Raw genomic sequence first — 23,246 nt, 5'->3', positions numbered from 1 at the left:
AGGATGTAATGATGAACGATGATTTAGATAGTACCACAAAACAAGAAGCGCTTAAGTATCACAGCAGAGGTGGTAACCCTGGTAAAATTTCAATCATGCCAACAAAACCTTTATCTACCCAGTATGATTTGTCACTTGCTTATTCCCCTGGTGTTGCAGCTCCGTGCCTTGAAATAGCTAAAAATCCTGAGGTTGTTTATGATTATACAGCAAAAAGCAACTGTGTTGCTGTCATTTCAAATGGCACTGCAGTGCTTGGACTTGGTAATATCGGTCCTCTTGCTGCAAAACCTGTCATGGAAGGCAAAGCTGTTTTATTTAAGCGTTTTGCTGATATTGATGCAGTTGATATAGAAGTTGGTACAGAAAATATAGAAGATTTCATCAATGCAGTAAGGTATCTTGGGCCAAGTTGGGGGGGGATAAATTTAGAAGATATAAGATCTCCCGATTGTTTTATAATAGAGAAACGCCTGAATGAACTGATGGATATTCCAGTGTTCCATGATGACCAGCATGGAACTGCGGTGGTTGTTGCAGCTGGCATAGAAAATGCTCTTGATATTGTTGAAAAGAAATTAGAGGACGTTAAGATCATTATGAATGGTGCTGGAGCAGCCGGTATTGCATGTTTAGAAATACTAAAGTCCATGGGCGCTAAAAATATAGTGCTGTGTGATAAGCAAGGAGTAATATACAAAGGTAGAAACGAGGATATGAATGAGTGGAAGGAAAAGTATGCAATTGATACTTCCGAACGTTCTCTACTTGATACAATAAAAGGCGCTGATGTATTCATCGGACTATCTGCAAAAGATGTGTTAAATGAAGAGATGTTAAAGAGTATGGGCAAAGACCCGATTATTTTTGCTCTTGCCAATCCCGATCCAGAAGTAAGGCCTGAGTTTGCAAAATCTGTGAGGCCAGATGCAATAATTGCAACTGGTAGGTCAGATTACAACAACCAAGTCAACAACGTAATGGGTTTTCCTTATATATTTAGAGGGGCACTTGATGTACATGCAACAACAATAAATGATGAAATGAAAATTGCAGCTGCAGATGCAATAGCAAAGCTTGCCCGTGAGCCAGTACCAGGTGAGATATCTGCAGTCTATGGCGGTCGTAAAATGGGCTATGGACGTGAATATATAATACCTACTCCATTTGACCCAAGATTAATTTCTATAGTAGCTCCTGCTGTTGCAAAAGCCGCAGTTGATTCAGGTGTTGCAAGAAAGGCAATACAAGATTGGAGTAAATATGAAAATCAATTAAAATCTCGTCTTTCTAATGTTCTCAGCACGCTGAATTTACTATCTTCACATATGTAATTTATTGGATAAAGTTAAAAGTGATAAACCAACCCAAACTCTAAGCCATATATGCCAAACCTATTGGTAATGGTTGCAGTTGTTGATTCAACACGTGCAGTTTCATCAACTTTACTTCCTCCACCGGCAGGAATATATCCTTCACCAGCTAGTATCTTTATTCCTGGTACAATATCTTTAAATTGGTTATCAAGGATACCAAAATAGCGTAAACCAGCAAATGCTTGAGTTTGTGCTGTAAGTTGGTGATTGATACCAAGTTTTGCTTGGTAAGCCAAGGCATATCTGGTTTTTCCTAGAAATTTAACCCTAGTTACACCTGCACCAATACCAACATATGGGGTGAATGGCATTTTTGCTATATTAAAATCACGATATACATTGACCATTCCAGCTAAGTTATTAAAACCTTCATTTTTCATCTTAAATGCAGCTCTGAACTCTGCTTCAACACTACAATTTTCTTGAATGTGAATATCAACCTTTCCACTTCTCCAAGGTGAATTGCATTCCGCTCCAGTAGACGCATCATTGTGACGACGAAGTTCAATATATCTTGCTTTTTTCTTATCTGAATAATCTTCATCATATAAGTTAGTCTGAGAATATAAGCCTTCAAACTCAACTCTCATATTTTTGAATAAATACCCTATTGCAGCACTACCGGCAAACCCTGGAACATATTTAGGACTGTATCCAGCTTCAATTCGCTCCTTCTTATTAAAACTAAAAACCCCCTCTGTTATATTGTCACCTGCATCTTCTTTTCCTTCTAGAGAACCTATTGCATTGAAGAATGCTCCAAAATAGTTAGCTTTGATGTAAACATTCTCTAAGTTATTTATTTTATCATCGTAAGATAAGCACCTAAATGAAAAAGTTAGCAAAACCAATAGATATGTGAATTTAAATCTTTCGCCCACCACAAAGCCTCCCTGCATAATTTGTCATTCCATTATTATAGTATGCTTCTATTTTTTATGATAGCAACTTTTTATTGCGCTCAATCGTTTTAGATTTATAATGAAAGTATTGTAATTTAAAGCAAATCAATGACTATTGCAATTCACGAATTAGAGAGGATCATCAAACAATCGTTCCCCGACGCTGATATAAAGATTCATGATCTTGCTGGAGATGATGACCATTATCATTTAAAAATAAACTCCAAGTGTTTTCTTGGAAAGACAAAAATAGAACAGCATAAAATGGTATATAAAGCTCTGGAAGGTCAGTCTATACACGCCTTGCAACTGGAAACTAATACTTAAAAATAAGGTGAATTTATGAGCAATTTTGAACAAATAAAAAAAGATATAACAGAAAATGATGTGGTATTGTATATGAAAGGCACTTCTGATTTTCCTCAATGCGGATTCTCTGGACTCGTCGTGTCAATCCTAAAAAAATTGAACGTGAAGTTTAAGTATATTAACGTGTTGGAGAATGATGAAATACGTGAATCTATAAAAAAGTTTTCTGATTGGCCAACAATTCCACAATTATATATAAAGGAAGAGTTTATTGGTGGTTGCGACATCACTCGCGAGATGTACGAAAAAGGCGAACTGCAAAGTTTATTGAAGGAAAAAAAAATTATTGCGGAATAAGTACCAAGAAACCAGTGCCCAGACGCTGGATAACGTAGTATAGCTATGAAAAAGGATCTTATGTCTTAAACCGTATCCGTTCAGGGGAGCGGCAAAATAAGGTAGACAAAGCAAGATAATAATGTTGATGTTAACACTATTGTCAAGTTTACTGGCCTTTCTATTAGTGAGATTGAAGAATTAAGTGTGAGCGTTTACAAATAATTTACCATTTCTTCTGGTTTCACTATCCTTTCAAACTCTTCCTCAGTGAGCAGTTGAAGTTTTGCTGCTGCTTCTTTTAGAGTGATATTTTCTTTATAAGCAAGCTTCGCTATTTTTGCTGCATTGTCGTACCCTATATGCGTATTTAATATAGTGACCAACATCAACGACTGATTCAGTAAATCTTTTATCCTCTCTTCATTTGCTTTAATACCAATTACACATTTTTCTGTAAAATTTAAACTTGCATCAGCTAAAAGTCTTATAGACTGCAAAACATTGTAAATTATCACTGGCTTAAACACATTCAATTCAAAATGACCGTTTGAACCACTAATGGTTACAGCAACATGATTTCCCATAACTTGAGTGCATACCATAGTCACCGCTTCACACTGAGTTGGATTCACTTTACCTGGCATAATTGAAGAACCAGGCTCATTTTCCGGTAACATTATTTCCCCAATTCCGCATCTTGGACCAGAACCAAGCAACCTTATATCATTTGCAATTTTCATTAAACTGACTGCTACTGTATTGAGTGTTCCACTGAGCTCAACTAAAGCATCATTTGCTGCTAGCGCTTCAAATTTATTGCCTGCTGAAGTAAATGGAAGGTTAGTAATTCCTGCAACTTGCTTTGCAAAATCTTCAGCAAAACCCTTTTTAGTATTGAGTCCCGTGCCAACCGCAGTGCCACCTTGTGCAAGCTCGTATATACCACTTAAAGTTGATTTTACTCTCTCTATCCCCTTTTTAATCTGGACTGCATAGCCAGAGAACTCCTGTCCTAGTGTTAGGGGCGTTGCATCTTGCAGATGAGTACGTCCTACTTTTATTATATCTTTAAATTCCTGAACCTTATTATCCAGCACCTTATGCAATTTTTCAAGATTTGGAATAAGCAAGCAGTTTATTTGCTCTGCTGCTGCTATATGCATTGCTGTTGGAAAGGTGTCATTTGACGACTGACCATAATTCACATGATCATTTGGATGTATTGGAGATTTACTACCCAAATTACCACCTAAAATCTCTATTGCACGATTGCTGATCACTTCATTCATATTCATATTAGTCTGCGTTCCGGATCCGGTTTGCCAAACAACAAGCGGAAATTCATTATTAAATTTGCCATCTATTACTTCCCTCGCGGCTGTGCAAATTGCGTCCCCTACCCTATCATCTATAACACCATGTTTCATATTAACACGCGCTGCTGCAAGTTTTACTATTGCTAATGCTTTAATCAGAGGCTCTGGCATTTTTTCTGTGCCAATCTTAAAATTTTCTAAAGAACGCTGAGTCTGTGCTCCCCAGTAATGTTCACTTGGTACTTTTACTTCCCCTAAGCTGTCTGATTCTATTCTCGTCTTTCTATCCATATTTTCCTCCTGGTGTTATGCAAACTGGTTCACTACATAATTTTTTCATGCCTACTTCTTGGTTAATTAAATCATACTAGATCCAAGTAGTCAAGTGTACGAACATTGCAATTTTCAGTTAACTTGCATGGTAGATGCAAGTAGCTGACACTGATTCACTTTATGATGGTGTCATTCCAGTCTGGAATCCAGCCTTTTCATAATCATCAAAACGTTGTATTTTAACATAAAACGGCTACTTTTATGCTTACCAACTTAATAAAATTCCTGGATCCCAGTGTCTGGGCACTGGGATGACACCCTTCTGGTGGACTCAAATCACGATGTTTGCACAGCTGTACGCTTAGTTCTGGTTGCACGCTACCATTCTTGTACATCCATAAATAGAAAATTTACGCTTTAAAAGGATCATATACATCGATTTCCTTAGAATTACTCTTTTTCAATTTTTCACTTAATAATCTTAAAATAGGCTGTAAATCACCATTAATTGATAAGCACAGCACTTCTTTATTGAGATAATTAGCTAGGTGATTCTTCTTTTCCAGAATTTCTGCTTCCCTCAATAAGTCGCATTTGTTTAATACTACAATCTCTTCTTTTTCAACAAGATCACTATTGTAAAGTTCCAATTCATTATGGATACAACTATAAGCCGAAACAACGTCATCGTGAGTTACATCGATTAAATGAAGTAAAATTTGACACCTTTCTATGTGCTTTAAAAATTTATGCCCGAGCCCAACTCCAAGGTGAGCATCAGTAATTATTCCAGGAATATCTGCTATTACAACTTCGCTATCATCCACTTTTACCATGCCTAAATGAGGTCTTACGGTGGTAAATGGATAATCGCCTACTTTTGTATCGGAATTTGAGCAGCGAGTCAAAAATTTTGATTTACCTGCGTTTGGCATGCCAATAATTCCAACATCTGATAAAACTTTTAGTTTTAATAATACATGTTTTTCTTCGCCAGGCTGACCGTAAGTAAAATGTCTTGGTGCCTTATTAGTAGAAGATTTAAAATTAGTATTTCCAAGTCCACCTTTTCCACCCTGTGCTACTTGAAATTCCATACCAGGCTTGTCAAGGTCTACTATTATCTCTTCACTTTCTTCATCAATTATTTGTGCACCGACTGGAACTTTAAGTATAACGTCTTTCCCTGCTGTGCCAGATCTATCCCTGCCTGCACCATTTTTTCCACTATCTGCTTTAATGTGTCTTCTATAACGAAAATGAAGCAAAGTGTTGAGATTAGCGTCGCTGATGAAAACTATGTTTCCACCCTTTCCTCCATTACCACCATTTGGACCACCAAATTCAACGAACTTTTCTCGACGAAAACTTGCACAGCCATCACCACCGTCACCAGCTTTTAAACACAATTTTACTTCGTCTATAAAACCCATGCTAACCCACGATAATATTTAGCATCCTTTCCTAATGCGCTTTCTATTCTGATTAGCTCGTTATACTTCGCGAGTCTATCAGAACGCGATAGCGACCCGGTTTTTATTTGCCCGCAATTTGACGCAACTGCTATATGAGATATTGTTGTGTCTTCTGTTTCACCTGAGCGATGAGAAACAACAGCTTTATAGCCATTTGATTTTGCCATTTCAATAGCAGCAAAAGTTTCTGTTAACGTCCCTATTTGATTTGGCTTGATCAGTACAGCATTTGCCATTTTTTCCTCTATTCCTTTGCATATCAGTTCACAATTTGTAACAAACAAATCATCCCCAACCAATTGAATTTTACTCCCCAATTTTGCAGTAAGTAATTTCCAACCTTCATAGTCGTCTTCACTCATTGCATCTTCTATAGAAATTATTGGATATCTTTCCACAAGATTACAATAATATTCAGTCAACTCTTCTGAAGTAAGATCTCTGTGTTCAAATTTGTAAATTCCATCTTCATAAAAAGTAGATGAAGCAACATCAAGGCCTAGTGCAAAATCACTTTGCGCTGAATAACCTGCTGATTCTATAGCGTATATGATCAAATCAAGTGCTTCTTCAGTACTTTCAATATTTGGTGCAAAACCACCTTCATCCCCTACATTTGTGCTATAACCTTTTTTCTTAAGAATGCTACGTAAGTTGTGGAATACCTCCGCAGATATTCTAATCGCTTCGCTGAAAGTCTCAGCACCGACCGGAAGAATCATGAATTCTTGGAAATCGAGCTTATTGTCTGCATGTACTCCACCATTAATTATGTTAATGAGTGGAACCGGCATAACACTCGTCTGCTTTCCTCCCAAATATCTATATAGCGGCATTTTGAAACTGTTTGCTGCTGCTTTTGCAACTGCAAGAGACACACCCAAAGTTGCATTTGCTCCAAGTTTTGATTTGTTTTTTGTTCCATCCAGTTCAATTAATGCTTTATCAATTGCATTTTGGTCCGCTGCATTCATTCCAATGATTTCATCTGCTATTATCCCATTTACAGCTTGAACAGCTTTCAGCACTCCCTTACCACAATACCTTTTCTCATCTTGGTCCCTGAGTTCCAAGGCTTCTAATTTACCGGTTGAAGCTCCAGAAGGTACAGATGCCCTGCCTATTGCACCATCACAGAGCTCAATTTCTACCTCAATAGTGGGGTAACCCCTGCTATCTAAAATTTCTCTTGCAAATACGTTATTGATTATCTTATTCATTACATTAAACCTTAACTTCCGCAATAAGTGCTGCAGTTTCCTTTGCCAATTTAGCTATATTACTACCAGCACCAATAAATAATACTATATCACTTGGACTTGTCGAATCACTAATAAAATGTGAAATGAGCAAAGCATCATTCATAATTTTTGTGTTATTAAATCCATTACTGATTAAAGCTTTTTGTATATCATCAATCCCACAACCAGGAATAGGCTTGTCTTCTGGGGGATGAACAGGAGTGAGGATGACATAATCAAACATCATGAAAATTCGTATGAATTCATCAAAAAAATTACGAATGCGGGCAAAACGAAGTGGTTCGATAATTCCTATTACTTTTCCTTTAGTAATCGAACGTGCAGCCGTTAAAGTTGCATATATTTCATTTGGATGATGGGCATAATCCTCAATTAACTTAACACCTTTAATATCGGCAATCAAAGAGAATCTTCTTGCTACTCCTTGAAATTCCAAAAGGCCTTTTTTAATATCTGCATCGCTAATTCCGAGCTTTATCGCAACTGATATTGCAGCTAGGGCGTTGCTTACTTTGTGAATTCCAATTGCATTTGATAGTACTATGTTTTTTAAAGGGCTGGATCCCAGTGTCACGCACTGGGATGACATCTCTGTACACTTTCCTTTTGTCATTCCAGCACGTAATGCTGGAATCCAGTTGTTCAACACATCAAATTCTATGCTGTTAGCATGCTGTTTAATGTTGCTGGCTCTTATGCTACCATTCTCAAACCCAAACGTTATAGAATTACCCGCATCATAATCGATGTCTACAGAATCAGGTAAAACTGCAGAACCTGCATTATTCACGAATTGGGAAAATGCATTTTTGATATTATCAAATGTGCCGTAATAATCTATGTGGTCATTGTTGATACTTGTTATGACAGCAATCTTTGCAGGGATTTTTAGCATAGTTCCATCAGACTCATCAGCCTCGATCAGAAAAGTGTCACTCCCTCCAAGTTTGAAGTTGCTCTTATAGGAATTTAATATCCCTCCTACAGTTACAGTCGCATCAATGCCAGAATGATCAAAAATGGAAGCAATCATAGCGGTTGTTGTTGTCTTTCCGCTTGAACCTGAAACCGCTATCACATATTTACCTTTCATAATTTCAGCAAGTATGTCTGATCTATGCAAAACGGTTTTATTGTTATTTTTTGCCGCAATTAACTCCACATTATCAGATTCTATTGCAGAAGAATGTACAACTATTTGAGCTTGGCTTATATTATTAGCATTGTGACCAATAAAAACCTCTATACCTAGCTTTTGTAACTTATTTATATTGTCGTTTGATTGTGCATCACTGCCTTGAACTTTGCAATTGGAATTGTGAAGAATTTCAGCAATGGCACTCATTCCGATTCCACCTATACCAATAATATGTATTATTCCTTTTTGAGTTTTGTTAATATTTAGCAGTAGATGTTTACTCATTACTAAATTTATTATAGTATAATTTAAAATCCTCATAGTATCGAACCCTCTTACCGAATACAATGATAAAAAACCTAACCTTTCTATGTCTAATATTTGTTTTGATAAGTAGCTGCAGTTTTAGCAACAGGTTTAACTGCACTGCAGGTCATTATAAAATTGGCAGCAGCTACACAATAAATGGTATAACTTATCACCCAAAAAACTGTAAACACTATGAAGAGATAGGGATAGCATCGTGGTATGGAATAGAAGATCATGGCACACTTACAGCAAATGGTGAAGCGTTTAACCGTCACTTGATCTCTGCAGCGCATAAGACTTTGCCCTTACCCTGCTTTGTTCTTGTCACTAATTTAGAAAATGGAAGAAAGCTTGTTACAAGGGTTAACGATAGAGGGCCTTTTATTGAAGGCAGAATAATAGACTTATCAGAAAAAGCAGCTCAAGTCTTAGGATTTCATAAATCTGGGCTTGCAAAAGTAAAAGTTCAATACCTAAGAAAGATGTCAGAACAATTGATACAAAATACTCCTCATTACAGAAAGCAATATGAAAAAGAAATGCAGAAACGTCACCCGAAACAAGACAGTGCAGAAAGTAAGGGATATGTTGCATTTTTTAAAAGTGCTCAGGCTGCTAAATCAGCTGCATCAAAGCTTCGCAATCAAGGAATAAAAAATGTTAGATTGCTTTTTAAGAACGATCAATATTGCGTGAAAGTGAGTTATAGGTAGTGGTGAGTGCAGAATTTGAAAGATTTGGTTAATGTAAGGAACGCTGGCTAACTATTGTAAGTTAAAAATGTGATATAAAAAAGATATCAACAATTTATAGCTATACCACCGCGATATCTCTTAGCCGCTAACACGTAGCGGAATGACGAGCTTATCGTCACGCCACCGCTAACCGTCATACCGCGATTTATTCGCGGTATCTCAGCCGCTAACAAGTAGCGGGATGACGAGCTTATCGTCATGCCACCGCGAACCGTCATACCGCGATTCATTCGCGGTATCTCAGCCGCTAACAAGTAGCAGAATGACAGCAATCCTACGTCATACCGTCACGGTATCTCTAGATCCCGCTAACAAGTAGCGGGATACTTGACCTTTACAGGAATGACAGTTGTCGTTTAGCTATAAATGTTAAGAAATTTACCAAATAAAAAAAAAGGCAAAGAAACCCTAGGGTAGCTAGTATTCAAATTCTCCCTTGTCTATTTGACGTCTTTTACTGTCTTAAACACTTTATAAGCGCGTTTCGGCTTGTATAGGTAGAAACCTAAAAGTTTTATAAAGACATGAGGTGCACATAGTGCAAAAAATTAAGCATGATTTACGCCAAATACATTAAGTTTTTTGTCATTAATCCACTGCAGAGATTGCGAAGATAAATAAATAGCTTCAGTTTCATGATAGGAGGGCTGGCGGAGTTTGTCAAGTAAGTTTTTCGTTTCATCCAATGCGCTGCCAAAAGTTTGTTATGCAAGAATGCACTAGCCATTTCTCACAGATTCATTTAAACTTAATCAAGTAGGAGTATTATTAACGCGAAAAGAGTTTAATTAGAGATTTAAGTGATATGGCGCGTGAGGAAGATATAAACCAATTAGTAGAAAATGGATTTGATATTAACTCAAAAGATGCAAGTGGAATCACTCTCTTGCATAAGTTCACAAAAGAAGGCGATTTAGTTGGAGTAAAGTCATTACTAGAGCACGAAGCTGATTTCAATGTCGTAGACAACGAAAATAGAAACCCTCTGCATTACGCCATTATGCATGGACACAAGAAAGTTGCTAAACTTTTTGTTAACCAACTGACAATTAATTCCAAGGATAAAAATGGATTCACTCCACTGCACCTTGCTGCACTACAAGATGACACGGAATTAATAGATTTTTTGATAACAAAAGGCGCAAAAATTAATGAAAAAGATGCCAAAGAGGGCTATACTCCTCTTCATATAGCTTCACTATACGGTTCTAAAAAAAGCGTCCAAATTTTAATTGATAGCGGAGCAAATCTCGAATGTGAAGATAACAATTTTCGTACTCCTTTGTTTTTAACCATTTATCAATGCACCGCACATTATGACAGCAGAGCAGAAATTATAGAATATCTGATAAAGAAAGGTGCAAATATAGAAGCCAAAGATGCAGAAAATAACACTACGCTTTTCCTAGCAGCGTATAACAACAAAATGCAAATAGTAAAACTTATTGCAAAAAAACAGCAAGCAAGTAACGATAAAATTAAACTTAAAGAGTTTTTTTGCACAAAAAACAACCATGGTTTTGATGCGTTAGATTGCGCTATTGAGCATAATAATAGAAAAATGGTAACATTTCTTGTTTCAAAGGGAATAGAAGCAAACGATCAAGATTTTAATGGTAACGCTAGGCTGCATAAAGCTAGCCATAATGGTAACACTAAAACAGTTAAGCTCTTATTGAAGCTTAAGGTAAACGTTAATGCTGTTACTAAATGTAACAGAACTCCCTTGCTACTCGCAGTTAAAAAAGGCCATACACAAATTGTGAAAATGTTATTGGAAGTTAGAGCCAATATGAACATTTGTGAGCAACAAGGTTTTGCACCTCTACATCTTGCTGTTCAAAAGGATTATTTTGATATAGCTCAGTTGTTAACAGAAAAAGGTGCAGACCTTAACATTAAGTGCAATAACGGTCATACCGCAATAGATATGTTCATTAGCAAGGCTCATAGCAAAAAAAACATCGAAGAAAATTACAAAAAATTTTGTAGATTTTTGATGCTTTATCTGAAAGAGCTACATAGTAAACACAAAGCCTGTTGTATACTTTCAACCCTAGCTCTAAGCTTAACAATTATAGGCTTACCATTTATTTTCAAGCCTATTATTAAATACAGAGAAAGAAGTACAATATATAAAAAAATTAGGGCTATGCTGGTCTACATTTAAGTACAAGAAGAGTATACAAAAAATACATAGCCAAAGCTAATACACGACAATTATCTGCTCGATGAAAATGAGATTAAATACATTTTTAATATTTTTATAGAAATCTATTAGTATAGATTTTGTATGCTGTTCTAATGGCTATTTTTAAATGCTTAATACTCCTCTTCATTATTTCTTGCACACATCTACCTACCAAGCAATATCCTATTAACATAGACAATTATAAGCACGATTATCCGTTGCAACAATATAACACCTCTTTGGAGATTAATGAACCGGCAATACCAGAAATTATGCCTTTACCAATAGAGTTTCCCGATCTCACAATCAGTAATCAGCTTATTTCTATTAATGTTAGTGAAGAAGTATCAGTAAAGGATGTGCTGATTGAGATAGGAAAACTTTCTGACGTTAACTTGGATATGGACCCAAAAATATCAGGTAATATTATTTTAAAGCTAAAAGATAAGGATATAAACGAAGTAATTCAGAGTATAGCAAATAGCGCTAAACTGCGTTACTCAACAAGTAATGGTGTAATTAGAATTGAGCAGGACTTGCCATACGCACAAAATTATTACGTAGACTTCATCAATATTCAACATTCTGCTCAAAGCAGTTTCGTCATTAATAACAATATTACTAACAGTGATGGAAGTAACGTTGATAGGGACTATAACAATGTTATGAAGTCTCAATACAGTAGTGACTTATGGAATTCATTAGAAAAAGGCTTGAATGCAATAATGGATGTTAACGGGGTGGATGATGGCGAATTCCTTTCATCCAACAGAGAAGCTGGTGTTATTATTTTGAATGCTAGAAAAGATATCCACAAAGCTGTTGAAGAATATATTAATAAGGTTAAGAAGTTAGCGTCTTCTCAAGTAATGATAGAGGCAAAAATAGTTGAAGTTGTGCTAGATGACAAATACCTTTCTGGTATGAACTTAAATGACTTACAAGATGGAACTAAGTCTATAATAAATCAAGATAACTCCATTATTAACCTAGCAATGAATTTTGGTGCAAATGATCTAGGAGATTTAGTAAAAAATTTAGACAAATTTGGCACTTCAACTGTAATTTCAAGCCCCAGAGTACATGCTATAAATAATCAGCAAGCGATGATTTCATTTACTAAAAACCATATTTATTTTACCTCCGATATACAAAAAGATACTAGAAACTCTAATCAGACCTTAATTACCAAGATGAATAGCGTCCCAATAGGTGTTGTGCTAATAATCCACCCAAGCATTAACATTGATACTAGTGAAATATTCATGGATATACATCCAACTTTATCAAGAATTAACGGCTACACTAAAGATCCAGATATAGAGTACGTCGCACAGCAGAGTAAAATGAAATTAAATAGCGACATTCCAATTGTTGAAATCAGAGAAATGAACTCTATGTTAAAAATTAAGAGCGGTGAAATTATGGTAATCGGCGGGCTTATAGAACATAGAGAAGATAAGCAAAGCTTATTGCATCAGAAATCAAAAAGGCTAGCGAATAATATTAGAACAGTAGAAACTGTCATTTTTTTAAAAGCAACAATCGTACCAACATTTGGTTTGTTAGATAGAAAAGATAAGAATTTATATATATATTAAATTATCACTAAAAATTAAATATCAAACCAACTTCAATATTGTGAGTAGATATGTCATCTGCAACAGGTACCGGAACGCTAAAGTAACGATAGCCGAGAAAGGTTTTGATTTCTGGGATTATTGAATAATCAACACCAAGTTTTATTTGATAAGCAAACCAAGGAACATTCAGTGGCATTGAATTTTGGGGTGACCCATTAATCCTTTTTAATCTAAAAACTGTTGGTCCTATACCAAGACCGATGTACGGAGCAAATTGTGTATCCTGAACGCTGGGATTATAATAGAAGTTTAACAAAAACGCAAATATACTTGCTGATTTATCAAATACCGGAGGAGAATTACTATCTTCAATATTGGCTATAGAATACGCGGCTTCAAAATCAATTTTACCATTTTCTCCAGCATAGTAACCTAAAGACATGCTGCTAAACCACTGGAAATCAATTTTACCATCAAATTGCTGTATACTTTTAATTTCATCTGCCACTATATTTTTTATTATAAAACCATAATGACTTTCAACTAAAGTTAGGACTCTCTCCCCTATTGCCTTTATACCCTTTACAAATATTTCTGAATTATCATGGTATACCTTACCACCGTTAGCGCTAACATAAAAATCAAGTTTTTTTGATTTTTCTTTTGTAGGCTCAGCTTGATCTGCAATACGTGACCACATATTTTTCTGATCAGCTACTTGGAAAACAGAAGGTGGACTACTTTCAAGTTCTTGATATTTTATTGGTATTTCTTTTGCAGTAACCTCCTCAGAACGTATCACACTTTTATTATTGTCTGTTTCTAATTTTAAGGGTTGTACTTGCTCAATGTGTGTATCATTACTAATATAAGTAATAAAAAAATAGACACATGAAATGAAAATCAAAAATAAAGTAATAGATATTCTAGTTATCATAAATGAATTCACAATTATCATTTACAGTATAATTACTATATCGTATATTTCTTCAATGTACAAAAATTAAGAAAAAATATTTCCAATTAGATAATTATTTTCCACTCCTTTAACATTAACTTCCACAATACTCTTGGCTTGAGCTTTTGATTCAAGCTTTATTAATGCAAAATTTTCTGCTCTACCGACATTATTTTGCTCAACCAGAACACTTTGCTTAGTGTTGATCAAGGATTGACAAAAACTGCTCATAATTTCTTTATTTACTTCTCTTAAATTTTTTACTCGTTCTTTACGCACATTCTCTGGTACTTGTGGCATTCGTGCAGCAGGTGTATTTTTCCGCTCTGAATATGGAAAAGCATGTAGGTAAACTATATTTGTTTTTTTCAGTAAATCAACTGTATCCTGAAACATTTCATCAGTTTCTGTTGGAAATCCAGCAATAATATCAGCGCCAAATGCTATATTAGGCCTCAAGCTCTTCATTTTATGACAAAATTCTATCACTTGTTCTCTGTTGTGACGACGCTTCATTCTCTTTAGTATTAAATTATTACCAGATTGTAGACTCAAATGTAAATGAGGCATAAGTCTTGACTCATTAGCTATTAAATCCATTAATTCGTCGTCAACTTCAGCAACATCGATAGAGGAAAGTCTTAGCCTCTTCAACTCTGGTATATCCTTTAAAACTCTCCTAATCATTGAACCAAGTGATGGCTTACCCAACAAATCTGTACCAAAGTCAGTAATATCAACCCCTGTAAACACTACTTCTTGATATCCATTTTCTACAAAGATCCTGATTTGCTCTATAATACTGTTTATTGGCACAGATCGATTATTCCCTCTTGCCTCAGTAATTGAACAAAATGTGCAGCTATGATTACAACCATTTTGAATTTCAATAAATGCCCTTGACTTATCTTCAAATCCATTAATTAGAACAGGTTCTACTTGGTTATCACTGACCAAGATTTTATCGTCATTTAGTAAGTAATTTTCAGCTTTTAGCTTATCTTGATTACCGAGCACTTTACTTACACCAGGAATGCTACTGTAAACTTCTGGATCCAACTGAACAGCACAACCAACTACGATAATTTCTTTATTTGGATCATTTTTGTAAATCTTACGTATCTTTTGCTTTACCTGACGTTCTGCTTCGTTTGTCACTGCACAGCTATGCACCACAACAACATTTTCTCTCTTTGCTTTTTTTAATGCTTCTTTGATTAACTCGCTCTCGTAAAAATTTAGACGACAACCAAATGTTATCACTTCATTCATGTTAGTATTTTTTGCTTTAATAGACCTAAATTATATCAAATATCCAAGCAAAGTCTCTTGCATGACTATTTTTTTGTAAATAAATGCTATGCAAGCAGCAGACACTGGGATCTCAACGATTTTCACTCAGACACAGTATCACTCCTTTGCTTATTATAGTCTTTTGACCTTTTTAAGATACAATCCGGATTGGATACTGAGTTGGTGAGTATAAAAGTATAGCTTCTACGTCATACCGCTGTGGTATCTCTTAGCCGCTAACAAGTAGCGGGATGACGATTGTCGGTGAATCTAAGTTACCTTAGCTACATTTCTAGCTGTAACTATAAATGTATGGATTTTTTATCGTGCCATGTTATAATTAACGTCTTGCTAAAAATTAAATATTGATGAATGAACTAAGAAAGTTAAGTATTACACAAATGCATGACGGGCTCAAAAAAAAGAGTTTTTCTGCCGTTGAACTCGTAGAGGCGCACATCAGTGCGGTTGAAAATGAGAAATTAAATGCATTTATAACAAAAACCCCAGAGATAGCAATGAAAGCTGCTAAAGCTGCAGATGAACATTTCTCTAGGCAAAAGGATGATTTAATCTCGCCGCTCATGGGTGTACCAGTTGGCATCAAAGATCTATTCTGTACAAAAGGAATAAAAACAACAGCATGCTCAAAAATGCTGGAAAATTTCGTTCCGACTTACGAATCTACGGTGTCTGACTTGCTTTTAAAAAGTGGAGCAGCCATGCTCGGTAAGCTTAATATGGATGAATTTGCTATGGGTTCTGCGAACACAAATAGCTATTTTGGCCCTGTTGAAAATGTGTGGATTAGAAAAAGCGATGGGGAAAAAGTTGTTCCTGGTGGATCATCTGGTGGATCTGCAGCATCGGTGGCTGGATTTTTATGCGCTGGAGCACTAGGGAGTGACACCGGTGGATCTGTGCGCCAACCAGCAGCTTATTGTGGAGTGGTTGGAATAAAGCCAACTTATGGAAGATGCTCGCGTTTTGGTATGATTGCATTTGCGAGTTCTCTAGATCAAGCAGGAGTCATTACTCGTTCTGTCTCTGATTCAGCATTAATGCTGGAAGCAATCTGTGGCTATGATACAAAAGATTCAATATCAAGCGAAAAGCCAGTGCCTAAATTTTCTAGCTTTATAAATGGTGATGTCAAGGGTAAGCGTATTGGTATACCAAAAGAATATAGGATGGATGGAATTTCAGAGGAAATAGTCCATAATTGGGAGAAAGTTGCTTCCTATTTAAAAGAAAATGGCGCTGAAGTTGTTGACGTTACTCTGCCACATACTAAATATGCAATACCAGTCTATTATTTAATTTGTTCTGCTGAAACTTCATCCAATCTTGCTCGTTATGACGGTGTGCGTTATGGGTTCAGGGTTGATGCTGATACCCTTGAAGAAATGTATTCACTAACAAGAGCAGAAGGTTTCGGTAAAGAGGTGAAAAGAAGAATTTTAATTGGCGCTTATGCGCTTTCCTCAGGTCATTACAATGAATATTACGAAAAAGCACAGTGTATCAGGGCATTAATCAGAAATGATTTTATAAAAGCGTTTGAAAAAATAGATTACATACTTGTGCCATCTGCTCCAACAGAAGCTTTTGGCTTAAATGAAAAGCCAGATCCGCTAATTATGTGCATCAATGATGTGTTTACTGTGCCGGCAAGTCTGGCAGGATTGCCTGCTATTTCTGTTCCTGTTGGGCTCTCCAATGAGGGTTTACCACTTGCCTTGCAAGTGATTGGAAATTATTATGATGAAGCTGGAATATTAAATGTGGCAAGTGTGATAGAGCAAAATTGCGGCAGAATAATTAGACCTCTTGCATAATCTATTTTTTGATAGTAATTTTTGCATTAAAATTTGCTTACGCTCCTCAACGTACTCTATGGTTCCATTTTTAGATGAATAGCAAAAACAGGGTATATTAATCTGTTTACAAAATTTTCGTGTAACAGTTCACACTTAATTAAACAGACTGAATTCTGTAATTTTGGGATGTTGAAAAATTTACCTCACGTTGTCATTCCAGCGCATAACGCTGAAATCCAGATTTATAGAAACGAAAAAACTTGCTTGACACATTTTGCCAACCCCCTTATTATGATGTGTAGTACAATGATACAAATTAAGAATTCCCCCATCCTGTGCTGGTTCTTCGATCTGAAATCCTACTTCTACCTGATCACAACCAATGTTAATTTGTCCTATTAATGCTTTAATAATGCCGCGCTTAGTTTGCCAATCTAGCTGTTCCAGGTTCGATTTTACACTAGAATAAAAATTCTTTATGCTATTTATAATAAGACTTATTCCTTTTTCTACTGCCTTCTGATCAACTACCTTTTTTTTCTCTTCTTCTATCCCTTGTAAGCGTTCTTTCATTTTTCTCATTGTCTGTTTAAATTCTTCCTCGCTTATATATCCTTTCTCTCCTGCATTTTCTTGACTATAATAATCTTCCATTAATTTTTCGATACCTTCTTTTATTTGATTTTCTCTTCTTGCAAACTTTTTCTCTGATGATTCATCATTTTTATTTTCTAATACTCTACGTTGGTATTCCTTTTTTATCATCTCTGGGTTTTTTAGTACATCTTTCACCTTTTCCCATACTGACCTTACCCAGAAAAAGTGGAGAGAAAGAAAGGAGTTTTTTCGGGTAAAATAAAATTTTGGAGGATTAGAAATGGCAAGAGAATATACGGCAGAATTCAAATTGGAAGCTGTTAAGCTGACAAATGAACAAAGAAAGGTAGGTCAACCAGTTGCAAAAGTAGCAAGAGATCTAGGAATAAGGGATAGTGTATTAGGAAAATGGATGAAGAAATATAACGAAAAAAGTCAGCGGCAAATGCATTTCCAGATGTAGCACCTTATGACAAAGAGAGATTTGATTTACAGAAAGAGTTAGCAAAAGTAACAAGAGAAAGAGACATTTTAAAAAAAGCCCTGGCCAGTCAAAAAGAGTAAAATATTTTTTCATAAAAGAGCATAGTAAACACTATAAAGTGCAGGAATTATGTAGGGTTTTCTGCTAGTGGCTACTATAAGTGGACTACAAGGAAAATAAGCAGTAGAGAATCAGCAAATAAAGAGTTATTAGCAGATATTCAAAAAATATATCAAGCTTCTAAATGTAGATATGGAGCTCCTAAAATTCATGCTGAATTAAAGGCTTTGGGTAAAAGTTGCAACTTAAAAACAGTGCAAAGTATTATGCAGAAAAATGGTATTCAGGCTATATTGAGAAGAAAATTTAAAATTAAGAAACAACAAACGGACAGTAGCTCCCAATATATTAGACCAAAACTTTATTGTCGATCAACCAAATAAAGTATGGGATTACTTATATAAAAACCAAAGAAGGATGGCTATATTTGGCAACAATAATCGATCTATATTCACGCATGGTAGTTAATGAGCAGTTCAATAAATAAACAATTGGTTATGGACTCTTTATTAATGGCCGTTAACAAGCGTAAACCTGCCAAAAATCTACTATTACATAGTGATCAAGGTTCACAATATACTTCGCAAGGTTATCAATATCTCTTATCCATAAAAAACATAGATGAGTCATAAAGGTTGTTGTTACGACAATTCTGTTGTGGAAAGCTTCTTTAGCTCATTGAAAAGAGAAATACTTATTGATACTTCACAACACTCTGCTCAACAAACTAGAACTGCAATATTTGAATACATAGAAATTTTTTATAACAAACAACGTCACTATTAACTATTGCATTCCTGAGCATTTTGATTCATCATTCTCTTTGTGAAAAACATTCCAAACTTTCTCTCCACTTTTTCTGGGTAAGGTCAGTTTCCATTTGGTTCAAACTCGGATACAATTTCCCCAGAGCTGGGTAATCTCATACCAGAACCATCTGCTGCAATAAGTCTATAGCCTCTCCAACTCAGGTTCATCCTGATAGGCTGTTTGGATGCTTAAATTCTTGAAAGCCTGTATGGCAAATCTTATACCTTGCTTTAGAAAAAGCTTGCTTTGAGGGTACATGTCAATGGCTCCATAAGTTCACATTCTATTCCCAAACTTTTTTTAACTAACTTTAAAATCATAGAAAATACTGTCGAAAAAGGAAGTTTTCTTGTTCGTGTAAAACTCAACACAATGGATTTTCTGAAAAGTTTTCGAGTATATTGCATTTTTAATTTGTAAGATAAGATCTTTTCCTTTTTGCATGCCTCACCTAAAAAAGACACATTTTAAACTTTTTTGTTGCAATAAAATAGAAACAAAAGTGCTGTCCCTTGCACTCTTTGGATAATTTAATGATAAAAAATTTGGAGAGAAATTTTATACACTATCGCTGATATTTTTCCTTAAGTTGACGCCATTGCCTGAACGGATACATGACAAATCTATCGTTTATCAAATCGTCGGTAAGCCTAAAGCTATAGCCATTAAGCACGATAAAGAAAATCATTCATAATCGCTATAGCAACTAGTGTAGACACTTGACGTTCCTTGTGATTTGATAAATAGAGGTTTTTATCTGACTTCACAACAAGGGCTTCTGGATGACTTTGAAAGTGAACATTACCATGCTTATCTTCAATAGCCTCTATTACCCCCTCACTGGAAAATGCTGCAACTTTATATCCAAGTGACTCCAATTTTCTTCTATTTTCTGGTGTATTACTTACTGCTCCTGAATGAGCATCTGGAAAATATGTTGAAAACCAGCCATTTTCATTAGGTATTAGGAATTTGGCTACTACTTCTGCTAAACGACTATTTGGAACGATCTTTATCTGCTGGAGAGGTACATCCTCTTTCTGTGGATTAGGTGCTGATTTTAAATGAGATCTTCGTTTCTCTTCATCACTCACAACACTCACTACTTCAATTCCCTTTGCATTCATTATGCCTTCACATATGCCAAGTAAATGAATTGCAGGGTTATCATCCACTATTTTTACAATTGCTTCAGTAACAAGCTGGCGACAAGGAGTGGGTGCTGAGTGTAAATTATCCGGAATAAATATTCTATTTATTTTGTGCTCTTTAACAAACTTTGCAACTTCAACTTTTATTCGGTCTAATGTTAGCTTCTTTGCCAATGTTTCATCTTGTTTTGCAAAGATAAGCGACTTTTCTTGGATTTCTTTTAAGTTAATTATTTTATTGTAGTCAATGAGTACGGTTTTAACTCCAAAGTTATTAAACATCTCGTAGATATTTTGAGATAGCCCAAGCTCATGTGCTTCTTCCGTTTTCAACAAACCAACAACTATGTCATTATTTACTGTATTTTCTGCCGTCAAGACAGTTGACGCTGGTTCTTCTTTTCTGGTTACATGTTGAGATGCCGGCTTTTCACTAACGCCAGCATAAGTAATATTGCTTAATAATAGAACTATAATTAATAAGATATTAAATAGTTTATTATAATATTTATATACTATGACTTGCCTCCCTAATATTTATATTACGATATAGAGTATTTTATAACAAAAAGGCAAGTTTGCCAAGAAAGAGAAGGTGGCCTGAGCAGGAATCGAACCAGCGACACAAGGATTTTCAGTCCTTTGCTCTACCAACTGAGCTATCAGGCCAACTGTATACTTTTATTTTTAGATAAAAAATGTTATTATGTCTATCAAAAGTTTTTAAAGTAGTTTATAAAAATAAAGGATGAACATTAATGACAAAATAGGAATCTACCCTGGCACATTTGACCCTATAACTTTTGGGCATCTTGACATAATCAAAAGAGCGTGTAAACTAGTCGATAAATTAATAATAGGAGTTGCAGAAAACGTTAATAAGCATACTGCCTTTGACACAAAGCTACGCACAAGCATGGCTGAAAATGAAATCAAAGGGCTAGGAATTGATGCAGATGTTATATCTTTTAATGGGTTGCTAGTGAAGTTTGCCAAAGAGCAGAATGCTTCTGTTATTATTAGGGGATTAAGAGCAGTATCGGATTTTGATTACGAGTTTCAAATGAGCTGGGTAAATTATAAACTTCTTCCTGAAATCGAAACCATATTTCTTCCTGCTTCTGAAGATACTCAATTTATCTCATCAAGCTTTGTAAAGGAAATAGCAAGATTAGGAGAAGATGTTAGCAAATTTGTATCAAAAGGTGTTCAAAACGAATTGATTAACCTGAATAGGATAAAAAATGGAGAATAGTGCTTGTTGTTTTTTATTTCTGAATGGGTATATTCAATATATAAAATGTTATAAGCTAAAGGAGCAGCATGTCAAAAGTGAGGGTTAATAATAGAAAAGTTTGTTGTCATGGTGATGAGAATGATGAGGGTTCCGGCCATCCATTAATATATTTAGATATGGGAGAAGAAGAGGAAATAGCCTGCCCTTATTGTGAAAAGACGTTTGTCCATGACTGCACTGTAGAAGCGGTTGGGGAGCTGACTAGGGATGAGCTCTAATGGCACTTCTGCAGACTTAGCTTATGTAAATAGCAATAAGAGGGGCAGTAAAAATGAAACTGTCCATACGGTCGAGCACTCCCCCATGGCCAGGTATCATATTTCCACTATCTTTAACACCGTAAGCTCTTTTAACAAGCGACTCAGTGAAATCGCCAAGTTGCGCTAGAATAGCAATTGCAAGGCCAATGATTGGAGAATAAAAAATTGAAAATAGACCAAAAAATATTGATCCAAAAATTGTGCACACTACTCCAGCTAAAATCGCACCAAGAAGTCCTGCCCAAGTTTTTCCAGGGCTAATAATTGGGCAAATTTTAGCTCCACCAAAATTCTTGCCAAACAGGTAGGCAGTAACGTCAATTCCCCAAATGGTTAAGACGAACCATACTAATGCGTATTTTCCCTGTGGTAGATTATATAAATATATTAATGAGGCGCTTGGTAGTGCAATCAATAATAATGCAAAAACGTATAAAATTTTGTTTCCCTGGGTTAGATTATACCATTCAAAAGAAGATAAAACTGCTATCGAAAAAATCAATAGGTAAAACGATAAATCACTGAAATATGTAGCAAAGGAAAATATGAATAATATTACTATTGAGGACAACATTCTAATTATAAAATTATTATCTACCATATTTTTTCTCTCTTTTTGTATAATCTTCTAATGCTTTACTCAAATCTTGACAAGAAAAATCAGGCCATAAAGTATCACAAAAATACAATTCAGCATAAGCTGCTTGCCATAATAAAAAGTTGCTTAACCTTTTTTCGCCGCCAGTGCGAATTAATAAATCCAATTTTGGCAAATCTTTAGTATACAGAAATTTTTCAAATTCCTCTTCTGATACATAAGCAATATTTTCTTTTATAATATTGCTTATAGCTTGTGTAATTTCTTGCTTTGCTCCGTAACTGACTGCCACAGTGAGTAATAAACCATCGTTCTTATGTGTCATTTCTTCTGCTTTTTTAATTTGATCCAATATTTTACTGGGTAACAGACTTAAATTGCCAATAAAATTCAACTTAATGTTACAATTGTAAATGAAATTGACTTTATCTTCATTAGTTAAAACGGAGTAAAATAAATCAAATAGACAGTCAGTTTCGTTTTTAGGTCTAAGCCAATTCTCCATAGAGAATGCATACAAAGTTAAGTAGGGTATAGTTAAGTCCGTACAATACTTGGCAATATCGTATGCAACTTCACTGCCCTTTTTATAACCATCAATTTTTACCCTTCCTTGATTGTTCGCCCATCTACCATTACCATCCATAATAATTGCTAAATGTTTCGGTAAAGATTCTTGATTCAACATTT

General features: G+C 35.4%; 25 protein-coding genes, 1 tRNA gene and 1 pseudogene. 13 read left to right on the top strand and 14 right to left on the bottom strand.

What is annotated here, in order from left to right:
- Positions 1–11 precede the first annotated feature (11 nt).
- Positions 12–1,334 (top strand): malic enzyme-like NAD(P)-binding protein, encoded by a 1,323-nt coding sequence (locus AAGD76_RS01795; protein ID WP_077188090.1) that lies wholly within the window; start codon positions 12–14, stop codon positions 1,332–1,334.
- Between the two features lie 14 nt (positions 1,335–1,348).
- Here AAGD76_RS01795 and AAGD76_RS01790 read toward each other — a convergent pair whose 3' ends face one another.
- Positions 1,349–2,257, bottom strand: coding sequence for a P44/Msp2 family outer membrane protein (locus AAGD76_RS01790; RefSeq protein ID WP_233417545.1), 909 nt, complete (start codon positions 2,255–2,257; stop codon positions 1,349–1,351).
- Positions 2,258–2,386: 129 nt separating this feature from the next.
- On the opposite strand from AAGD76_RS01790, the gene AAGD76_RS01785 reads away from it, so the two are divergent.
- Positions 2,387–2,605, top strand: a complete 219-nt coding sequence (locus AAGD76_RS01785; RefSeq protein WP_006280012.1) for a BolA/IbaG family iron-sulfur metabolism protein — start codon at positions 2,387–2,389, stop codon at positions 2,603–2,605.
- A 15-nt stretch (positions 2,606–2,620) separates the two neighbouring features.
- Positions 2,621–2,944: a Grx4 family monothiol glutaredoxin gene (gene grxD, locus AAGD76_RS01780; RefSeq protein ID WP_006280013.1), complete on the top strand. Its 324-nt coding sequence runs from the start codon at positions 2,621–2,623 to the stop codon at positions 2,942–2,944.
- A 194-nt stretch (positions 2,945–3,138) separates the two neighbouring features.
- Here the strand turns inward: grxD and fumC are convergent, their stop codons facing one another.
- The 5 genes from fumC to murC all read right to left on the bottom strand — a co-directional run bounded on the left by fumC (position 3,139) and on the right by murC (position 8,711).
- Positions 3,139–4,533: a class II fumarate hydratase gene (gene fumC, locus AAGD76_RS01775; RefSeq protein WP_264706075.1), complete on the bottom strand. Its 1,395-nt coding sequence runs from the start codon at positions 4,531–4,533 to the stop codon at positions 3,139–3,141.
- Between the two features lie 221 nt (positions 4,534–4,754).
- Positions 4,755–4,910, bottom strand: a complete 156-nt coding sequence (locus AAGD76_RS01770) for a hypothetical protein (RefSeq protein ID WP_179943761.1) — start codon at positions 4,908–4,910, stop codon at positions 4,755–4,757.
- Positions 4,911–4,925: 15 nt separating this feature from the next.
- The gene (gene cgtA, locus AAGD76_RS01765; protein WP_006280016.1) at positions 4,926–5,948 is read right to left on the bottom strand and encodes an Obg family GTPase CgtA; all 1,023 of its coding nucleotides are present in this window, start codon (positions 5,946–5,948) and stop codon (positions 4,926–4,928) included.
- Positions 5,936–7,210, bottom strand: a complete 1,275-nt coding sequence (eno, locus tag AAGD76_RS01760; protein ID WP_010082238.1) for a phosphopyruvate hydratase — start codon at positions 7,208–7,210, stop codon at positions 5,936–5,938. Before eno ends, cgtA begins: the two co-directional genes overlap by 13 nt.
- Positions 7,211–7,214: 4 nt before the next feature.
- Positions 7,215–8,711 (bottom strand): UDP-N-acetylmuramate--L-alanine ligase, encoded by a 1,497-nt coding sequence (gene murC / locus AAGD76_RS01755; protein ID WP_038250394.1) that lies wholly within the window; start codon positions 8,709–8,711, stop codon positions 7,215–7,217.
- 26 nt (positions 8,712–8,737) lie between these two features.
- Between murC and AAGD76_RS01750 the strand changes: the two genes are divergently transcribed.
- The 3 genes from AAGD76_RS01750 (at position 8,738) to AAGD76_RS01740 (ending at position 13,246) form a co-directional block, all read left to right on the top strand.
- A complete protein-coding gene (locus tag AAGD76_RS01750; protein ID WP_209472799.1) occupies positions 8,738–9,412 on the top strand; it encodes a septal ring lytic transglycosylase RlpA family protein in 675 nt (224 codons plus the stop codon).
- Positions 9,413–10,259: 847 nt separating this feature from the next.
- The gene (locus AAGD76_RS01745) at positions 10,260–11,624 is read left to right on the top strand and encodes an ankyrin repeat domain-containing protein (RefSeq protein WP_012673105.1); all 1,365 of its coding nucleotides are present in this window, start codon (positions 10,260–10,262) and stop codon (positions 11,622–11,624) included.
- 134 nt (positions 11,625–11,758) lie between these two features.
- On the top strand, positions 11,759–13,246 hold the full coding sequence (locus AAGD76_RS01740; protein WP_341820275.1) for a secretion system protein: 1,488 nt from the start codon (positions 11,759–11,761) through the stop codon (positions 13,244–13,246).
- A gap of 7 nt (positions 13,247–13,253) precedes the next feature.
- Here AAGD76_RS01740 and AAGD76_RS01735 read toward each other — a convergent pair whose 3' ends face one another.
- Both AAGD76_RS01735 and mtaB read right to left on the bottom strand, forming a co-directional pair.
- Positions 13,254–14,165, bottom strand: coding sequence for a P44/Msp2 family outer membrane protein (locus tag AAGD76_RS01735; RefSeq protein WP_341820274.1), 912 nt, complete (start codon positions 14,163–14,165; stop codon positions 13,254–13,256).
- Positions 14,166–14,231: 66 nt separating this feature from the next.
- Positions 14,232–15,458 carry a tRNA (N(6)-L-threonylcarbamoyladenosine(37)-C(2))-methylthiotransferase MtaB gene (mtaB, locus tag AAGD76_RS01730; protein ID WP_341820273.1) on the bottom strand — a complete coding sequence of 409 codons (1,227 nt, stop codon included), beginning with the start codon at positions 15,456–15,458 and terminating at the stop codon, positions 14,232–14,234.
- A 389-nt stretch (positions 15,459–15,847) separates the two neighbouring features.
- Between mtaB and gatA the strand changes: the two genes are divergently transcribed.
- A complete protein-coding gene (gene gatA / locus AAGD76_RS01725; protein ID WP_010962643.1) occupies positions 15,848–17,317 on the top strand; it encodes an Asp-tRNA(Asn)/Glu-tRNA(Gln) amidotransferase subunit GatA in 1,470 nt (489 codons plus the stop codon).
- A 180-nt stretch (positions 17,318–17,497) separates the two neighbouring features.
- On the opposite strand, the gene AAGD76_RS01720 is transcribed toward gatA, so the two are convergent.
- A complete protein-coding gene (locus tag AAGD76_RS01720) occupies positions 17,498–18,091 on the bottom strand; it encodes a hypothetical protein (RefSeq protein WP_244226866.1) in 594 nt (197 codons plus the stop codon).
- An 85-nt stretch (positions 18,092–18,176) separates the two neighbouring features.
- On the opposite strand from AAGD76_RS01720, the gene AAGD76_RS01715 reads away from it, so the two are divergent.
- From AAGD76_RS01715 to AAGD76_RS01705, 4 genes are all read left to right on the top strand, one after another.
- The gene (locus tag AAGD76_RS01715) at positions 18,177–18,359 is read left to right on the top strand and encodes a transposase (RefSeq protein WP_265031869.1); all 183 of its coding nucleotides are present in this window, start codon (positions 18,177–18,179) and stop codon (positions 18,357–18,359) included.
- A gap of 122 nt (positions 18,360–18,481) precedes the next feature.
- The gene (locus AAGD76_RS06415; protein ID WP_095866567.1) at positions 18,482–18,823 is read left to right on the top strand and encodes an IS3 family transposase; all 342 of its coding nucleotides are present in this window, start codon (positions 18,482–18,484) and stop codon (positions 18,821–18,823) included.
- 84 nt (positions 18,824–18,907) lie between these two features.
- Entirely contained in the window at positions 18,908–19,072 is a 165-nt protein-coding gene (locus AAGD76_RS01710; RefSeq protein ID WP_156768661.1) for a DDE-type integrase/transposase/recombinase, read from the top strand.
- Positions 19,062–19,226 (top strand): IS3 family transposase, encoded by a 165-nt coding sequence (locus AAGD76_RS01705; protein WP_080717614.1) that lies wholly within the window; start codon positions 19,062–19,064, stop codon positions 19,224–19,226. The genes AAGD76_RS01710 and AAGD76_RS01705 overlap by 11 nt, the downstream gene beginning before the upstream one ends.
- Positions 19,227–19,315: 89 nt before the next feature.
- On the opposite strand, the pseudogene AAGD76_RS01700 reads toward AAGD76_RS01705, so the two are convergent.
- From AAGD76_RS01700 to AAGD76_RS01690, 3 genes and pseudogenes are all read right to left on the bottom strand, one after another.
- Positions 19,316–19,694: pseudogene (locus AAGD76_RS01700) on the bottom strand (IS4 family transposase); the annotation flags it as partial.
- A 221-nt stretch (positions 19,695–19,915) separates the two neighbouring features.
- Entirely contained in the window at positions 19,916–20,779 is an 864-nt protein-coding gene (locus AAGD76_RS01695; protein WP_341820272.1) for a gamma-glutamyl-gamma-aminobutyrate hydrolase family protein, read from the bottom strand.
- A gap of 218 nt (positions 20,780–20,997) precedes the next feature.
- A tRNA-Phe gene (locus tag AAGD76_RS01690) sits at positions 20,998–21,070 on the bottom strand.
- 79 nt (positions 21,071–21,149) lie between these two features.
- Here AAGD76_RS01690 and coaD point away from each other — a divergent pair.
- Together coaD and AAGD76_RS01680 are read left to right on the top strand one after the other, a co-directional pair.
- Positions 21,150–21,656 (top strand): pantetheine-phosphate adenylyltransferase, encoded by a 507-nt coding sequence (coaD, locus tag AAGD76_RS01685; RefSeq protein ID WP_006279325.1) that lies wholly within the window; start codon positions 21,150–21,152, stop codon positions 21,654–21,656.
- Between the two features lie 68 nt (positions 21,657–21,724).
- On the top strand, positions 21,725–21,916 hold the full coding sequence (locus tag AAGD76_RS01680; RefSeq protein WP_006279326.1) for a zinc-finger domain-containing protein: 192 nt from the start codon (positions 21,725–21,727) through the stop codon (positions 21,914–21,916).
- Positions 21,917–21,932: 16 nt separating this feature from the next.
- Here AAGD76_RS01680 and AAGD76_RS01675 read toward each other — a convergent pair whose 3' ends face one another.
- Both AAGD76_RS01675 and uppS read right to left on the bottom strand, forming a co-directional pair.
- Positions 21,933–22,559 carry a phosphatidate cytidylyltransferase gene (locus AAGD76_RS01675; protein WP_010082212.1) on the bottom strand — a complete coding sequence of 209 codons (627 nt, stop codon included), beginning with the start codon at positions 22,557–22,559 and terminating at the stop codon, positions 21,933–21,935.
- Entirely contained in the window at positions 22,549–23,244 is a 696-nt protein-coding gene (gene uppS / locus AAGD76_RS01670) for a polyprenyl diphosphate synthase (RefSeq protein ID WP_006279327.1), read from the bottom strand. Before uppS ends, AAGD76_RS01675 begins: the two co-directional genes overlap by 11 nt.
- Between the last annotated feature and the right edge of the window lie 2 nt (positions 23,245–23,246).

The organism is Wolbachia endosymbiont (group A) of Cydia strobilella, from assembly GCF_964026745.1.
Classification (GTDB): domain Bacteria; phylum Pseudomonadota; class Alphaproteobacteria; order Rickettsiales; family Anaplasmataceae; genus Wolbachia; species Wolbachia pipientis.
The sequence above is the reverse complement of the archived record's forward strand: the minus strand, read 5'-3'. Positions and strand labels throughout refer to the sequence as shown.

Bases quoted from the DNA above. Each gene is read 5' to 3' on its own strand.
- AAGD76_RS01795 (WP_077188090.1), top strand. From the start codon at position 12: ATGAACGATGATTTAGATAGTACCACAAAACAAGAAGCGCTTAAGTAT.
- AAGD76_RS01785 (WP_006280012.1), top strand. From the start codon at position 2,387: ATGACTATTGCAATTCACGAATTAGAGAGGATCATCAAACAATCGTTC.
- grxD (WP_006280013.1), top strand. From the start codon at position 2,621: ATGAGCAATTTTGAACAAATAAAAAAAGATATAACAGAAAATGATGTG.
- fumC (WP_264706075.1), bottom strand. From the start codon at position 4,533: ATGGATAGAAAGACGAGAATAGAATCAGACAGCTTAGGGGAAGTAAAA.
- AAGD76_RS01770 (WP_179943761.1), bottom strand. From the start codon at position 4,910: ATGTACAAGAATGGTAGCGTGCAACCAGAACTAAGCGTACAGCTGTGC.
- cgtA (WP_006280016.1), bottom strand. From the start codon at position 5,948: ATGGGTTTTATAGACGAAGTAAAATTGTGTTTAAAAGCTGGTGACGGT.
- eno (WP_010082238.1), bottom strand. From the start codon at position 7,210: ATGAATAAGATAATCAATAACGTATTTGCAAGAGAAATTTTAGATAGC.
- murC (WP_038250394.1), bottom strand. From the start codon at position 8,711: ATGAGGATTTTAAATTATACTATAATAAATTTAGTAATGAGTAAACAT.
- AAGD76_RS01750 (WP_209472799.1), top strand. From the start codon at position 8,738: ATGATAAAAAACCTAACCTTTCTATGTCTAATATTTGTTTTGATAAGT.
- AAGD76_RS01745 (WP_012673105.1), top strand. From the start codon at position 10,260: ATGGCGCGTGAGGAAGATATAAACCAATTAGTAGAAAATGGATTTGAT.
- AAGD76_RS01740 (WP_341820275.1), top strand. From the start codon at position 11,759: ATGGCTATTTTTAAATGCTTAATACTCCTCTTCATTATTTCTTGCACA.
- AAGD76_RS01735 (WP_341820274.1), bottom strand. From the start codon at position 14,165: ATGATAACTAGAATATCTATTACTTTATTTTTGATTTTCATTTCATGT.
- mtaB (WP_341820273.1), bottom strand. From the start codon at position 15,458: ATGAATGAAGTGATAACATTTGGTTGTCGTCTAAATTTTTACGAGAGC.
- gatA (WP_010962643.1), top strand. From the start codon at position 15,848: ATGAATGAACTAAGAAAGTTAAGTATTACACAAATGCATGACGGGCTC.
- AAGD76_RS01715 (WP_265031869.1), top strand. From the start codon at position 18,177: ATGGCAAGAGAATATACGGCAGAATTCAAATTGGAAGCTGTTAAGCTG.
- AAGD76_RS01710 (WP_156768661.1), top strand. From the start codon at position 18,908: ATGAGCAGTTCAATAAATAAACAATTGGTTATGGACTCTTTATTAATG.
- AAGD76_RS01705 (WP_080717614.1), top strand. From the start codon at position 19,062: ATGAGTCATAAAGGTTGTTGTTACGACAATTCTGTTGTGGAAAGCTTC.
- coaD (WP_006279325.1), top strand. From the start codon at position 21,150: ATGAACATTAATGACAAAATAGGAATCTACCCTGGCACATTTGACCCT.
- AAGD76_RS01680 (WP_006279326.1), top strand. From the start codon at position 21,725: ATGTCAAAAGTGAGGGTTAATAATAGAAAAGTTTGTTGTCATGGTGAT.
- AAGD76_RS01675 (WP_010082212.1), bottom strand. From the start codon at position 22,559: ATGGTAGATAATAATTTTATAATTAGAATGTTGTCCTCAATAGTAATA.
- uppS (WP_006279327.1), bottom strand. From the start codon at position 23,244: ATGTTGAATCAAGAATCTTTACCGAAACATTTAGCAATTATTATGGAT.